The organism is Pedobacter sp. AJM (assembly GCF_002197755.1).
Lineage (GTDB): Bacteria > Bacteroidota > Bacteroidia > Sphingobacteriales > Sphingobacteriaceae > Pedobacter.
On sequence record NZ_NHOT01000014.1, the window covers coordinates 1 to 16,287 of the forward strand.

8 protein-coding genes, 1 other RNA gene and 1 pseudogene are annotated in these 16,287 nt (G+C 40.3%); 8 read left to right on the forward strand and 2 right to left on the reverse strand.

Going from position 1 to position 16,287, the window contains the following annotated elements; all coding sequences use genetic code 11:
* The 6 genes and pseudogenes from CBW18_RS19015 to CBW18_RS19040 form a co-directional block, all read left to right on the forward strand.
* A pseudogene (locus tag CBW18_RS19015) lies at positions 1 to 1,297 on the forward strand (helix-hairpin-helix domain-containing protein); the annotation flags it as partial.
* 90 nt (positions 1,298 to 1,387) lie between these two features.
* The gene (locus tag CBW18_RS19020; protein WP_256387674.1) at positions 1,388 to 3,388 is read left to right on the forward strand and encodes a ComEC/Rec2 family competence protein; all 2,001 of its coding nucleotides are present in this window, start codon (positions 1,388 to 1,390) and stop codon (positions 3,386 to 3,388) included.
* A 1-nt stretch (position 3,389) separates the two neighbouring features.
* Positions 3,390 to 4,166 carry an enoyl-CoA hydratase/isomerase family protein gene (locus CBW18_RS19025; RefSeq protein WP_088302960.1) on the forward strand — a complete coding sequence of 259 codons (777 nt, stop codon included), beginning with the start codon at positions 3,390 to 3,392 and terminating at the stop codon, positions 4,164 to 4,166.
* Between the two features lie 23 nt (positions 4,167 to 4,189).
* Positions 4,190 to 4,873, forward strand: a complete 684-nt coding sequence (locus CBW18_RS19030; RefSeq protein WP_088302961.1) for a hypothetical protein — start codon at positions 4,190 to 4,192, stop codon at positions 4,871 to 4,873.
* Positions 4,874 to 4,968: 95 nt separating this feature from the next.
* Positions 4,969 to 7,137, forward strand: a complete 2,169-nt coding sequence (locus tag CBW18_RS19035; protein ID WP_088302962.1) for a S9 family peptidase — start codon at positions 4,969 to 4,971, stop codon at positions 7,135 to 7,137.
* Between the two features lie 167 nt (positions 7,138 to 7,304).
* Positions 7,305 to 8,504 carry a DUF763 domain-containing protein gene (locus CBW18_RS19040; protein WP_088303025.1) on the forward strand — a complete coding sequence of 400 codons (1,200 nt, stop codon included), beginning with the start codon at positions 7,305 to 7,307 and terminating at the stop codon, positions 8,502 to 8,504.
* Between the two features lie 166 nt (positions 8,505 to 8,670).
* Here CBW18_RS19040 and CBW18_RS19045 read toward each other — a convergent pair whose 3' ends face one another.
* Complete coding sequence (locus CBW18_RS19045) at positions 8,671 to 10,137, reverse strand: glutamate synthase subunit beta (RefSeq protein ID WP_088302963.1); 1,467 nt, start codon at positions 10,135 to 10,137, stop codon at positions 8,671 to 8,673.
* Between the two features lie 3 nt (positions 10,138 to 10,140).
* A complete protein-coding gene (gene gltB / locus CBW18_RS19050) occupies positions 10,141 to 14,640 on the reverse strand; it encodes a glutamate synthase large subunit (RefSeq protein ID WP_088302964.1) in 4,500 nt (1,499 codons plus the stop codon).
* Between the two features lie 596 nt (positions 14,641 to 15,236).
* Between gltB and ffs the strand changes: the two genes are divergently transcribed.
* Both ffs and fsa read left to right on the forward strand, forming a co-directional pair.
* An RNA gene (gene ffs / locus CBW18_RS19055) (signal recognition particle sRNA small type) lies at positions 15,237 to 15,336 on the forward strand.
* A gap of 86 nt (positions 15,337 to 15,422) precedes the next feature.
* Entirely contained in the window at positions 15,423 to 16,082 is a 660-nt protein-coding gene (gene fsa / locus CBW18_RS19060) for a fructose-6-phosphate aldolase (protein ID WP_088302965.1), read from the forward strand.
* The last annotated feature ends 205 nt before the right edge of the window (positions 16,083 to 16,287 follow it).

The following is a 16,287-nucleotide window of genomic DNA, read 5'->3' on the forward strand; positions in this document are numbered from 1 at the left end:
TGATGTCACCAGCGTTGCCAAAAAGGACCTTGGGTTAAGACCTTATAACTCCACTAATGAATATTCTTTTTTCAGAGGAGTTTCCGCAACCATCAACCTGTACAAAGGCTTTGATATTACGCCGTTTGTTTCTTTTAGAAAACTGGATGCAAGTCAGGCACTAGACAATAATGGAGATTTGGTACAGTCAACCGTTAACCAAACTGGTCTGCACAGAACACCTTCAGAAATCGCCAATAAAAATGCATTAAATCAACAGGTTTTTGGTGCCACACTGCAGTACCATAAAAATGAATTTTCACTTGGTACCATTGCTTACCATAGCCAGTATGGAAATCGTTTTATTACCCAAAAAGCACTATATGATCAGTTTAGTTTTACCGGAAAATCGCTAACTAATCTTGGCATATATTATAATTATACTTATAAAAATATTTATCTCTATGGAGAGGGTGGTAAAAGTATGCCGGGAGGCATGGCCTATCTGAATGGTGCACTTATCAGCTTATCGCCAACGATATCAGCAGCCATTACACATCGGAATTACCAGCGGAATTACCATAACTTTTTTAATCAGGCTGTGGCCGAATCAAGTGAAGCAGTCAACGAAAAAGGAATTTATATGGGTTTGAATATCAATCCCGATAAACACTGGGCCTTCTCTGTTTATGGCGATTATTTCCGTTTTCCATGGCTGAAATACAGGGTTGATGCCCCTTCAAAAGGTTATGAATTGTTAGGTCAGGTGATTTACACGCCAGATAAAAACTATAAAATACTGCTTCGTTTTAAAACAGAGATCAAACAGCAAAATACAGATGCAAAGGTCCCTGTAAATTTTTTAGATGATGTAAAAAGAGAGGGCTACAGGCTCGAATCTATCTGGCAGGCCAGTCCGAAGTGGCGTTTCCAAAACCGGATGGAAGCATCTCAGTACCACAAAGGCCCTGGCAAACCTGAATTTGGCTACCTGATTTATCAGGATGTAGATTATTCTCCTATGTTCGCGCGCATAACAGGCAATATAAGGCTTGCATACTTTCATACGCCAAGCTACAATAGCCGGATTTATGCTTATGAGGATGATGTGCTCTACAGCTTTGCTTTCGGCATGTACAATGGCGAGGGATTCAGAACGTACCTGAACTTGAAGTGTAACCTCGGCAAAAAGTTAAATATATGGGCCAGATATGCCATGTTCTATTATCGGGATGTGGAAAGCATTGGCACCTATTTAGATGAAATTCAGGGAAACCGGAAATCAGAGATAAAGATTCAGTTGCGGTATCAATTTTAACAGATGCTTAAGGAAGAATATTTTTTCGTCAGAATATTGGCAGCCCTGATACCTGGAATTGTCTTTTTTTATTTGGTTTCAGGAGACCATATGATTAGTGTACTTGGTACGATTTGTTTTTTGCTGTACCTAACCATCTGCATGCTAAACATTTTTTATAAAAAACTAAATGCCTATCGGTTTAAAGGTTATACCGGACTGTTAATTTACCTCCTGTTTTTTTTCCTGGGTGGCTTATTAACTTTTATGAATAAGGAAGAGCTTAAGCCAGATTATTTCACTAAAAAAACTGTTGATTATTTAAAGGTTATGGTAAACAGTGAACCGGTATTTAATAAAGGGATACTCAGGCTGAAGGTTAAAATAATTTCAGGATACCAGGAAAACAAACCAGTCAAACTAAGCGGACAAATACTCCTGGCCATCAAAACAGATTGCTTTAAACCATTGAAACTCCGATATGGGGATGAATTATTTATTCTGGCTAAATATTCGGCAGTAGAGCCGCCCTACAATCCCGGAGAATTTAATTTTAAGCAATGGCTGGCTATACAAAACATTTATGAACAAGCCTTTATCAATCAAAACCAGTTCGTTAAAACAGGTCGAAATACGGGAAATCCCATGCTTAGGTTTGCCATAAACTGGAGGGAACAACAGGTTATTAAATACAGAAAATACATTAAAAATGATGAAGCTTTTGCAGTAGCCTCTACACTCATTTTAGGCTATCGTGCCGATCTTTCTGCAGAAACACTGTCGGCCTATGCTAAAACCGGGACCATACATGCCCTTTCCGTTTCAGGAAGCCATGTGGCCATCATATTTTTTGCGCTCGATTTTTTGTTGGTATTTCTGGATAAACAAAAAGCACTTAAAATTTTTAAATTCCTGCTTATCTGTACACTAATATGGACCTATGCTCTAATTACAGGTTTATCCCCTTCGGTTGTTCGTGCTGCGATTATGATCACGATATTTATCATAGCAAAAACTTTTGCCCAAAATAAAAACAGTTATAATATACTCGCATTTGCTGCTTTTTGCCAGTTAATCTATCAGCCTTTTCTCATCTGGGATCCCGGATTCCAGCTTTCCTATCTTTCTGTTTTTGGTCTGTTGTACCTGCAGCCTAAAATTTACAACTGGATTTATCTGGAAAACAAATGGTTAAATAAAATCTGGGAATTGACCGCACTTTCGATTGCAGCACAGTTGGCTACATTTCCGCTCTGTGTATATTATTTTCACCAGTTCCCGGTTTATTTTCTGCTTGGAAACTTATTTATTTCCCTTCCGCTGATGATCATAATGGTTTTAGGTATTGTGATACTGCTCCCCTTTTCAGGCAAACTTGCACCCTTATTTGAATGGATTATTGTAACGACGAACCAGGTTTTAAAATGGATTGCCGGTTTACCTTATGCTACTTTTTCATCCTGGTGGATCACACTACCCGGATTAATACTGCTCAGTTTATCACTTGCATTTTTTGTATATGCCATGGCAAAATACAATAAGACCTTTCTCTTTGCCGCTATGCTCACTTTCATAATTTACCAGTCAGTACTCTCTTATGATCGTTACAAAGCAGCTAGGCAACAAAAAATTATCTTTTTTACCTTGAGAAAAAATTATGCTGCAGCATTTATTCAAGGTTATCAAGCCATCTTATTAACAGATTTAAATCATAATGATCAGACATTTCACTTTTCAGTGAAACCGGCATTAGACCAATTGCAGGTGAGCCATATTAGCATAATGCATTTAAAAACAGATACCATTATACCCAATTTTATCTTCCAAAACCAACAAATTATCTTTCACGGGTATAAAATTCTCATTATCGATGAATCGTGGAATAATAAAAAAGTGCAGGCAGCTGGTAAATTTAATGCCATCTGGCTTACAGGCAATACTACTTTTAAAATTCAGAATCTTCCTGAAGAAATTCAATATGAAAATATTATTCTGGATGCTACCAATAAAGACTACAAAATTGAGCGGTTTAAAAAAAATGAATACAATTATAAAGCACGGCTTCAAATTTTAAAGAAAAATCCTGCATATTTGGTTCAATCAACAGAATAATATGGAACAACTGGTTTTATACAATGTAAGTGACCGAATAGCGACCATCACCATCAATCGTCCTGAAAAGCGTAATGCCCTGAATCCGGAACTGATTGAAGCATTGACAATCGCCTTTCAGCAAGCCGAAGAAGATGAATGCGTTAAGGTTATCATATTAAACTCTAACGGATCAACCTTTAGTGCCGGCGCAGATTTAGAATATCTACAACAATTACAAAACAACAGCTTTGAAGAAAATGTGGCAGATTCAAAGCGATTAAAGAAACTTTTTACCACTATTTACTACCTTCCAAAAATTGTAATTGCCCAGGTAGAAGGCCATGCCATTGCCGGCGGTTGCGGCCTGGCTACCATTTGTGATATTATTTTTGCCACACCTGAAAGTAGTTTTGGTTATACTGAAGTAAAGATTGGGTTTGTACCGGCCATTGTTTCCTGCTTTCTGATGCAAAAAGTAAATGAAACCATCGCAAAGGAGATTTTACTTACCGGAAAAACCTTCCCTGCAGAACAGGCCTTAAAATTTAATTTAATCAATTTTGTAACAAAATCAGAAGAAATAAATCAAAAGGTTAAAGAATTTGCCTTAAGTTTGTGTGTAGGGAGTTCAGGTAATTCATTAATGATTACAAAACAACTCATTAGCCACACCACTAAACCGCTTCTAGAAAAAACTTTAGAAACCGCTATACAAATTAATGCCCATGTTCGGGAGAGTGCTGATTTTAAAAAAGGTATCGCATCCTTTCTGAATAAAGAAAAAATTAACTGGTAAATAACTAAAACTGAAATAAAAACATGTTCAAATCAATTAAAACAAGTGTTGTAGCCTTTATCTTGGTAGGTACAGCCGTAATCGCTCATGCGCAAAAGAAAATCACCGAGGGTACAATTACCTACGGATTGGAATATAAATTAACTGACGAGCAAAAATCTGCCATGGGCGGACAAGAGCCACCTGCTGAATTAAAAGTGAAGTTTAATAATGGCCTTACAAAAATTGAAATGGAACAAGGTCCGGCAATGATTGGAATCGTTTCTGATAACAATGATAAAACTGGTTTACTTTTAATTGATGTGCCTATTGCTCAAAAACAATTTGCCGTAAAACAATCAAAAGAAGATGTGGCCAAAGTACTGGGCGATATGCCAAAATATTCGAACTTCAAAGCGACCGGACAGAAACAAACTGTTGGTGGTTTCAATGCAGAAAAATATACTTTTAAAGACGATAAAGGAGGTGCACACGAACTTTGGGCAACTAAAGAATTAGATTTACCAAACGTTGGATCGCAGAATTATTTCCCAGGTCTTGGTGCTTTTCCGGTAAAATATACATTGGTTCAAAGAGGTATAGAAACCACTACTACCTTAAAATCTATTGCTGAAGGTAAAGTTGGTACGATTTCTAAAGATGTTCCAACTGGATATGAAGTTGTAACCATGGAAGACCTTGCTAAAATGCAGGGTGGTGGTGAATAATTAAACACAATCAATTAATATATGGCTTTTTAACTGCCGGCTTTTTATTTAAATTAGCCGAAAAGTTAAAAAGCTTTTTTTATGATTAAAAATTTATGATTAAATACTTCCTATTCAGATTATCCATCATTTGCATTGCGCTTTTTGCTGTGTGCGATGCAAATGCTCAAGGTATTAATTGGGCAAAAGACGGAAATTCCTATTATCAAATCTCAAGTGGAGAAATTGTACTGGTTACCCTACCTAAAAATGACAAGAAAACTGTTGTTTCCAGAGGTTTACTTACACCCGCGGGTCAAAATAATCCCATCGCTGTCAGGAGTTTTCAGTTTTCAGCAGACGGAACTAAAGCATTAATTTACACCAACAGTAAAAAAGTATGGCGTTACGATACCCGTGGTGATTATTGGCTGGCCGATTTAACCAACAATAAAATCATCCAAATAGGAAAAGATAAACCAGCCTCTTCCCTGATGTTTGCAAAAATATCTCCTGATGGCACTAAGGTAGCCTATGTAAGTAAGCATAACCTCTATGTAGAAAATACCGACGGATCAGGAGCAAAAGCCTTAACCACTGATGGAACAGACCGGATGATTAACGGAACTTTTGACTGGGTTTATGAGGAAGAATTTGACTGCAGAGACGGTTTCAGATGGAGTCCGGACAGTAAAACTATTGCTTACTGGCAAATAGACGCCACCAAAATCAAAAACTTTCTGATGATTAACAACACAGATTCCATTTACCCTTATACCATTGCGGTAGAGTATCCAAAAGTTGGTGAAAATCCCTCGGCCTGCAAAGTAGGTGTGGTGAATATCGCAACAGCAAAAACCAACTGGCTAAAGGTTCCTGGCGATAACATACAGCATTACATTCCACGCATGCAGTGGGTTCCGAATAGCAATGAAATTATTTTACAGCAACTTAGCCGTGAGCAGAATGAAAGTAAGGTTTTTCTATGCGATGCAAATTCAGGTGCTGCAAAGGCAATTTATACTGAATCGGCAAAAGCCTGGATTGATGCACAAGATGAGTGGAAATGGCTGGCCGAAGATAAGGAATTCACCATTTTATCAGACAAGGATGGCTGGAACCACCTGTACAGAATAAGCCGTGATGGTAAGAAGCAAACATTGGTAACCAAAGGAAATTATGATGTCATCGATATTAAACTTATTGACGAAAAAAATAATTATGTTTATTTTATGGCATCGCCGAATAATGCCACACAAAAATATTTGTTCAAAACCAAACTGGACGGTAAGGGGAAACTGGAGCAGGTAACGCCATCCATCCTACCGGGAACACATAACTATGATATCTCCCCGGGTGCCGCTTTTGCACGTCATACGTATAACAGCTCGGTGGTTAGACCCATTGCGGAATGGATGAATTTTACCACAGGAACCCCTTTTACGATGGACGGAAGCATTACTACACAATTATCTAAACAGGAAGCTCCAAAAAATAAATTAGAATTTTTTAAAGTAACCACTGAAGATGGCGTTGAATTAGATGGCTGGATGAAAAAACCAGACAACTTTAACCCTGATAAAAAATATCCTGTAGTATTTTATGTTTATGGCGAACCGGCTTCACAAACAGCGGCTGACACTTATGGCGCAGGTATGAACAGGTTATATGCGGGAGATATGGCTAAAGATGGCTATATCTATATTTCTATGGATAACCGTGGCGCACCTGTTCCGAAAGGAGCTATATGGCGCAAAAGCATTTATAAAAATATTGGCGTCCTCAATGTACATGATCAGGCCATGGCCGCAAAAAAACTATTGGCAACAAACTCTTTTATGGATAAAGACAGGGTGGCCGTTTGGGGCTGGAGCGGTGGTGGTTCATCTACTTTAAACCTGATGTTCCAGTATCCGGAAATTTATAAAACGGGAATTGCCATTGCGGCAGTAGGCAACCAGCTGACTTATGATAATATCTATCAGGAGCGTTATATGGGCACACCTTTTCCAAGTAAGGAGGCCTATATTAAAGGATCACCTATTACTTATGCCAAAAACCTGAAAGGTAATCTACTCTATATTCATGGCACAGGAGATGATAATGTTCATTACCAGAATGCCGAAATGCTGATCAATGAACTGATTAAAAACAAAAAGGTTTTTCAATTGATGAGCTATCCAAACCGGACCCACAGTATCTCTGAAGGCGAAGGTACCAGCGAACATTTATCACTTACCTACACCAAATTCTTAAAAGACAACTGTCCTCCGGGAGCGAGATAATTGGTATCACTTAAATCATTTAGCGGGGAATCGGTTGTCGATAGCCCCGCTTTTTTTTGGCCTGGTACCAGGTAATGATTCGTCTTTGCCTAAAATCCTCTTTATCTGTCGTATACGTTTAAAAGATTAATCATCTTTTTCCAAACAATTTACTAATTTTGTTAGTATTGAAACGATCAGGCAGCGCAGATTTACCATTACATTATGGCCACGTACCACCATGGCTGGCGCAGCGCATGGCCAGATTAGGTCTCGCCATTGTAGAGTCTATTTTAATGGAATATGGCAAGGCTGAAGTCATCCGCAGATTAAGCAGTCCGTTCTGGTTTCAAAGCCTGGGTGCAGTAATGGGTATGGATTGGCATTCATCAGGTATTACCACTTCTGTAATGGGTGCACTCAAAAAATCCGTTAATCCACTATCCAAAGAATTAGGGATTTATATTTGCGGCGGCAAAGGAAAATTTAGCAGGGAAACACCAAATGAACTTTTAAAAATTGCTGATCAAACTGGTTTAAATGGCCATGAACTGGTACGGGCAAGTAAATTGAGCGCAAAGGTAGATAATACTGCTGTGCAGGATGGTTTTCAATTGTACCTCCACAGTTTTATACTGAGTAATGAGGGCGACTGGGCGGTGGTTCAGCAGGGAATGAGTGATGCCAGCTCTACCGCCAGAAGGTATCACTGGCATTCTGAAAACCTAAAATCATTTATTGAAGCGCCACACTCGGGTATTTGTGGCATTAACCAGGGACAGATTCTTAATCTTACGGCTAATGAAGCGCATATTACGCGTCAAACGATGATGAATATTACCACAGAATCACCTGGCATAATGGTGTCTGAAATTCAGAAACTGGTGCTGCCTGATCATCATGAAGTGAAAGCAAAAGATGTTGACCTGAAACGATTAGGTAGCATACTATGGTTGGCTCAGGAGAAACAGCCGGCTGATTTTGAGGAACTTTTGTTACTGGATGGCATGGGTCCGCGGACCTTACAATCACTGGCTTTGGTGAGCGAAGTTATTTATGGTACTCCATCCCGTTTTTCAGATCCGGCCAGGTATTCCTTTGCACATGGCGGAAAAGACGGTCACCCCTTCCCTGTTCCCGTAAATGTTTTTGACGAAACCATCAATGTTTTACAAAAAGCCGTTGAGAAAGCTAAGATTGGAAATTCAGATAAGCAGCAGGCGATTAAATCGCTTCATCAGATTGCCAGGAATGCTGAAAAGGATTTTATTCCAAACCTGAATTTTGAAAAAGTGATTGAACAGGAAAAAGCAGAAAGCTGGAAACATGGGGGCAGAACAATTTTTGGAAAAGAGCAAGCACCAACAGATCAATTAAGTTTGTTTTAATGACTGTTTGGTCGCTGTTGAATCAGGTTAAGTATGTTGAGCATTTCTAAGTGTAATTAAGCAAAATTATTATCTTTAGCAATTCAGAAAAATCATCATCAGGATCTGCTAAAAAAAAGGTCATGGTTTGCACCATGACCTCAAAAAATATAAAAATTCAACCTACTTAAGCATAAGCAACTGCATCTTTGGAGGCGAGTTGAGTCACGCCCATTAAGTATTCATCTACTTTACGGGCGGCCTCTCTCCCTTCAGAGATGGCCCAGACTACTAATGACTGCCCTCTGCGAACATCGCCTGCGGCAAAAATTTTACCAATATTGGTTTGGTAGGTATGTTCAGAAGCTTTTACATTTCCACGGTTATCCAGCTCAACTCCTAATTTTTCAATCAAGCCTTGCTTTTGTGGATGCAGGAAACCCATGGCTAAAAATACCAGTTCACAAGGTAAATCCCTTTCGGTACCGGCAACCTCTTTAAAAGTTACCGGCCTTCCCAATGCATCAATTTCCCATTCTACATCCACTACCTTTAATGCTTTCAGGCTTCCATTTTCATCAGCAATAAAGTTTTTGGTATTAACTGACCAGGCCCTTTGTGCACCCTCTTCATGAGAAGAAGTGTTTTTTAACAACATGGGGTAAGTTGGCCATGGCATATTTTCTGTACGTGCCTGTGGCGGCATAGGCATAATTTCAAATTGCGTTACTGACTTTGCCCCGTGTCGGTTTGAAGTTCCGATACAATCCGAACCAGTATCTCCGCCACCAATTACAATGACATTTTTACCTGTAGCTAAAATATTTTCGGCAACGATTTCTCTATTGGCTACACGCTTGTTCTGTTGTTTCAGGAAATCCATGGCAAAGTGAACACCTTTAGCCTCACGTCCCGGAATTGGCAAATCACGCGGAATCGTTGATCCGCCAGCCAGAACAATGGCGTTGTAATCTCTGAGCAAGGTGCTGATTTCTACATTTTCACCCACATTGGCATTGCATTTAAACATGATGCCTTCTTCTTTCATCAAATCAATCCGGCGGTCGACCACATTTTTTTGCAGTTTGAAATCCGGAATTCCATATCTCAATAAACCACCCGGTGCATCGTCACGTTCAAAAACGGTAACTTCATGACCAACCTTATTTAATTGAGCAGCGGCAGCTAAACCTGCCGGACCTGAACCAATAACCGCCACCTTTTTACCTGTTCTGATCAATGGTGCCTTTGCCTTAATGAAACCCTTATCGAAAGCGATTTCAATAATATGCTTTTCAATTTCTTCAATGGCAACCGGCGGACGGTTAATTCCCAACACGCAGGCTGATTCGCATGGTGCCGGGCATATTCTCCCTGTAAATTCAGGAAAATTGTTGGTGCTTAATAAAATATTGGCAGCGAGTTCCCATTTTGCCTGATATACAGCATCATTAAACTCCGGAATCACGTTACCTAACGGACAACCCGACTGACAGAAAGGTACACCACAATCCATACAGCGGGCGGCCTGATTATTTAATTCCTGTGCGGGTAATTCATGTAAGAATTCCCCATAATGTTTTACACGAGTTTTAGCCTCTTCTCTTGTGGGCGCAACTCTATCGTATTCCTGAAATCCTGTTACTTTTCCCATGGCTTAGTGTGTTTTTACTTGTTGATTACGTTTTGCTAAAACTGCTTTATATTCTTTAGGAAATACTTTTATAAAGTGGTTCGACTGTGTTTTCCAATCGCTTAAGATAAATTCCGCCACCTTACTGTCTGTCAAACGGATATGTGTTTTAAGTAAAGCCATTATCCTTTGTTCATCTTCAGCTTGTAACGGATCAAGATCAACCATTTCCTTATTGCATTTGCGTGCAAAAGTTCCATTGGCATCATAAATCCAGGCCACCCCACCACTCATTCCCGCGGCAAAATTGCTTCCCGTATCTCCAAGAATTAAGACTTCCCCACCAGTCATGTATTCGCATCCGTGATCACCAACACCTTCTACAACTGCTGTTGCACCAGAGTTACGTACAGCAAAGCGTTCACCAGCTTTACCCCGTGCGAATAACTCTCCTGAGGTTGCGCCATAAAGTGCTACATTACCAATAATAATATTTTGTTCCGGAACGAATGCACAATTAGCGAAAGGATAAATGGCTAAACGCGCACCGGATAAACCCTTACCCACATAATCATTTGCCTCCCCCTCTAATGATAAAGTTACACCACGGGTGTTAAATGCACCAAAACTCTGCCCTGCAGAACCCACAAACTTAAAGTTGATCGTATCAGGCGGTAAGCCTGCGCCTAAATGTACTTTTGATATTTCATTGGATAACATGGTACCCAGAGAACGGTCTGTATTTTTTATGGTAAAGCTTGCAAAAACCGGTTCATTATGCGTAATGGCTGGCTGCGCAGCGGCAATTAACTGATGATCCAATACATGTGTTAGTCCATGATCCTGTTCTTCTGTATTAAATAAAGGCAGGCCATTATCTGCAGCTTTATAAAGAATGGCAGAAAGATCCAGGTGTTTCAGCTTCCAGTCTTCAGCGGGCAATTCACGCACTTTTAAAATATCGGCCTGTCCGATCATCTCATGAATGGTTCGGAAACCAAGCTCAGCCATAATTTCACGTAGTTCTTCTGCCAGGAAATGAAATAAATTCACCACATGATCTGCATCTCCGCTAAACAATTTTCGCAATTCCGGATCTTGCGTTGCCACACCCACCGGACAAGTATTTAAATGGCACTTACGCATCATGATACAACCTGCTGTTACTAAAGCTGCAGTGGCAACCCCCCATTCTTCGGCACCCAACAAGGCTGCAATGGCAATATCCCGGCCGGTTTTAAGTTGCCCGTCTGTTTGCAGCACAATACGGTTCCGCAATTTATTTTTCACCAAAGTCTGGTGTGCTTCAGCCAAACCGAGTTCCCATGGTAAACCGGCATGCTGAATGGATGTCAGCGGTGATGCTCCGGTACCCCCATCAAAACCAGATACTAAAATCACATCGGCATGTGCCTTGGCCACACCTGCCGCAATGGTTCCAACACCTGCTTTAGAAACCAATTTCACATTAATTCTTGCGGCACGGTTGGCGTTTTTTAAATCGTAAATCAGTTGCGCTAAATCCTCAATAGAATAGATATCGTGGTGTGGTGGCGGAGAAATTAACCCTACGCCAGGTGTAGAGTGACGCACTTTTGCAATCCAATCATCCACCTTGTGGCCGGGCAGCTGTCCACCTTCTCCGGGTTTGGCACCCTGAGCCATCTTAATCTGCAACTCATCCGCATTGGTTAAATAATAACTGGTTACCCCAAAACGAGCAGATGCCACTTGCTTAATCGCCGAACGCATGCTGTCTCCGTTTTCCATTTTGGTATAGCGCATTTCATCTTCCCCTCCCTCGCCGGTATTGCTTTTCCCGCCAATGCGGTTCATGGCAATGGCTAAGGTAGAGTGTGCCTCATGAGAAATGGAACCGAATGACATGGCCCCTGTGGCAAATCTTTTTAAGATGGCTTCAGTAGATTCTACCTCATGTAAAGGAACGGCAGGACGACTATAATTAAAGTCGAACAAACCGCGAATGGTATAAGCCTGTTGTGTTTGTTCATTTACCAGTTTAGAGTATTGTTTAAAGATACTGTAATCATTTTTACGGGTTGCGTTTTGAAGTAGATGGATGGTTTGAGGATTAAACAAATGTGCCTCCCCCTTACGTCTGAATTTATAAGTACCACCTGCCGGCAATAAATTTTCCGTTTGCGTGGCTGGCCCAAAACTACGGTGATGCTTAATCAGCGTTTCTTTTGCAATTTCATCTAGGCCTAAGCCGCCGATACGCGAAACCGCACCTGTAAAATAAGTATTAACCACCTGCTTGTTGAGTCCTAAAATTTCGAAAATCTGTGCACCCTGGTAAGATTGTAAGGTGGAAATCCCCATTTTGGAAAAGATCTTCAGCAAACCGCTGTTAACTGCATAGATATAATTCTTAGTTAGCTGTTCTGCTGATAAACCAGATTCGCTCTGAAAACCGTTGATGGTTTCTAAAGCCAGGTAAGGATTAATTGCAGTAACACCAAAGCCCAATAAAGTAGCAAAGTGATGTACTTCCCAGATATCCCCTGCCTCAATCACAATGCCAACTGCACCACGGTAACCTTTACGAATTAAATGGTGGTGAACTGCAGAAACGGCCAGTAAAGATGGCATCGCCGCATGTTCAGAATCAATTGCCCTGTCTGTTAATACAATTACCTGGAAACCATCTTCCACCGCATCTACCGCATAACGGCATAAACGGTCAAGTGCTTTGGCCATGGCACCCGGTTTGCCATCCGCCCTGAAATAAGTTTGAAGTGTTTTCGCCTGGAATACCCCGGTATCGATACTTCTCAGTTTTTCCAGTTCCTGATTGGTTAAAATAGGATGTTTAATGGCCACACAATGCGCCTGCAAAGGATTTTGTTCCAGCAGGTTTCCATTGCTACCCATAAAACTAGCCAGACTCATGACCACCTTTTCGCGAATCGGGTCGATAGGTGGATTGGTTACCTGCGCAAATAACTGTTTAAAATAATTTGATAAATGCTGTGGGCGTTTGGATAAAATGGCCAGTGGTGTATCTGTACCCATTGAACCGATAGGTTCTTTGGCCTCGATAGCCATTGGTTTCAGCAATAAATCGATATCTTCTCTGCTGTAACCAAAAACCTGTTGATATTTAAAAATAGATTCTTCAGATAAACCGGTGAACATTACCCTCGGATCAGGCAATTCTTCCAGGCGAATCTGGTATTGATTGATCCAGTCTGCATATGGACTACCACCACAAACTTTGGCTTTGATTTCTTCATCACTGATGATCCTACCCTGCTCCATGTCGACCACAAACATTTTTCCCGGGGTTAAACGGCCTTTTTCGATGATGGTGCTCTGATCAATTGCCAATGCACCTGCTTCTGAACCCATAATCACCCGATCATCTGAAGTGATGGCGTAACGCGAAGGGCGCAAACCATTACGATCCAGTGTTGCACCAATCAGTTTACCATCGGTAAATGCAATGGCTGCAGGTCCGTCCCATGGTTCCATTAAAGTAGCGTGGAATTCATAGAAAGCTTTTTTCACCGGATCCATATCTTCATTGCCATCCCAGGCTTCCGGAACCAGCATCATTAATACGTGTGGTAACGTCCTTCCGGCATGGAGCAATAATTCAATCACGTTATCCAAACAACCTGAATCAGAGTTGGTTTCATCGATCACCGGCAATAACATATCCAGTTCTTCTTTGGTAAAATAGGCGGAAGCAAAAGATTTTACACCAGCCCTGAACCAGTTTAAATTTCCCTGCAGCGTATTAATTTCTCCGTTGTGCGCAATGAAGCGGAAAGGCTGTGCCAACCGCCATGAAGGAAAAGTATTGGTCGCGAAACGGGAATGCACTAAGCCCAAAGCTGAAACCATGCGTTTGTCGCTCAGATCTGTGAAATAGGTACGTACCTGTAAAGAAGTCAGCTGGCCTTTATAAATAATGGTCTGTGCGGAAAGTGATACAATATAAAAATCTTTACCGCCGTTAACCGTGTTGGCAATTAATTTAATGAGGTAGTTTTTAAAAACATAAAGTTTCCGCTCAAAATCTACACCTGAATTCACCGCATAAGGACGGGCAATAAAAACCTGTTCAATTTCAGGTTCCACTGATAAAGCCATATTGCCGATATCAGTGGTATCTACATCCACTTTTCTGAAACCTAAAATTTCCAGCCCGAGTTTTTCAGCAGCACGGTAAATCAGTTCCCTGCATTCCTCTCTTGATCTGATATCCTTTGGCATAAATAGCATACCTACACCATAATTATTGGTTTCAGGAAGGCTAAAGCCCGCTTTTAAACATTCGTCATAAAAAAATTCGTGAGGAATCTGAATCATGATGCCCGCGCCATCGCCCGTGTTTGGTTCTGCTCCACATGCCCCTCTATGATCTAGATTTTCTAAAATAGTAAGTGCATCGGAGATGATTTGATGCGATTTTCGCCCTTTCACATGTGCAACGAACCCAATACCGCAGGCATCGTGTTCAAATTGCGCGTCGTACAATCCACTGTTTGGTTCCATTCTTTGCTCGTTAGTTTGTTAGTGTATAGGAAACACTAAGATATAAAAAACGATGGTTAAATTACAGAGTTGCTACAATTTTTGGAATAATTTTAGTTTTTAAACAATTTTAATCCATAATATTAAAATATAAACAAATATATAAGCTTATAATTATCATTTTAGTAATCAGTAAAAATAGCCTTTAATAGGTTATTTAAATGGCATTTTAGTAAAATTGTAAAGTTTCGAAAGGCAGAAGTATGAAGATCTTTTGCCATTTACCATATGATTCATCTGGCTGGTAAATCAGGTTATATTATAGTAGTCACATTAGAAAGCCGCAGCAGGCTGATGAATGGTTATCTGCACGCTACCCTACTGAAGCTTCGCCAGTCAAGTCAACTAAAAAGCCTAATGCATGGCCAGACTTCGCAAGTTTTAAGGTGACTTCGCCAGCAGGGCTAATCCCACGGCTATAACTATCCACCCCGACAAGCTCTCACCTCATCCGTCTCCATCATTTTATTCTCGTATTAATCAGCCAGATAGCCTGTATCATTAAAAAATTCCACAAATGCGTTTTGCAAAACAACTTCTTTTTCTACCTTTGTGCCGGGCAAGTCTTTTACGACCAGCTCCCTTTGAACTCCCCCAGGATGGGAACATAGCAAGGGTAGAAGGTTGTAGCGGTGCGATAGAAGTTGCTTGCCCATTTTTTTCTTTTCCCTTAATCCCCTGAAGGGGGAATTAAATTCTTCAGGGTTCAATCGTCGAAACTCAAATATTTAAGAATTATAACCATGAAATTTTTTATTGACACAGCAAATCTTGATCAAATCAGGGAAGCGCATGATCTTGGCATTTTAGATGGTGTAACCACCAATCCTAGCCTAATGGCGAAAGAAGGCATCACTGGCGAAGAAAATGTAATCAACCACTATAAAGCCATTTGTGATATTGTAGAAGACAACGTAAGTGCAGAGGTTATTGCAACTACTTTTGATGAGATTGTTAAAGAAGGTGAAGCATTGGCTGCTTTGAATCCTAAAATCGTGGTAAAAGTACCCATGATTAAAGATGGTGTTAAAGCCATTAAACATTTCTCTTCTAAAGGAATTAAAACCAACTGTACTTTAATTTTCTCTGCCGGACAAGCATTATTAGCGGCTAAAGCCGGAGCAACTTATGTTTCTCCATTCTTAGGCCGTTTGGATGATATTTCAAGCGATGGTTTGGTTTTGATTGAAGATATCAGAACTATTTTTGATAACTACGGATACGAAACTCAAATTTTAGCAGCTTCTATTCGCGGTCCGTTACATATTGTAAACTGCGCAAAATTAGGCGCAGATGTAATTACTGCTCCTTTAGCTGCAATTACAGGCTTATTAAAACACCCATTAACTGATTCAGGCTTAGCCACTTTCTTAGCAGACCACGCTAAGGCAGCAGGTAAGTAAGCTTGAAATCTTGAGTCCTAAGTCTTGAATCGGTTTTCCGGCTCAAGACTTAGGATTTTTTGTTTTACAAAAGACGTATGCTAAAATGAATAATTGATGATGTTGAAATTTATAATTACATCTCCATTTTCTCTCTTATATTTTCTTTTTTTGGAGAGCAGTTACAGTACTTATCGGTTACAATAGTCCTGCTTTACATTATATT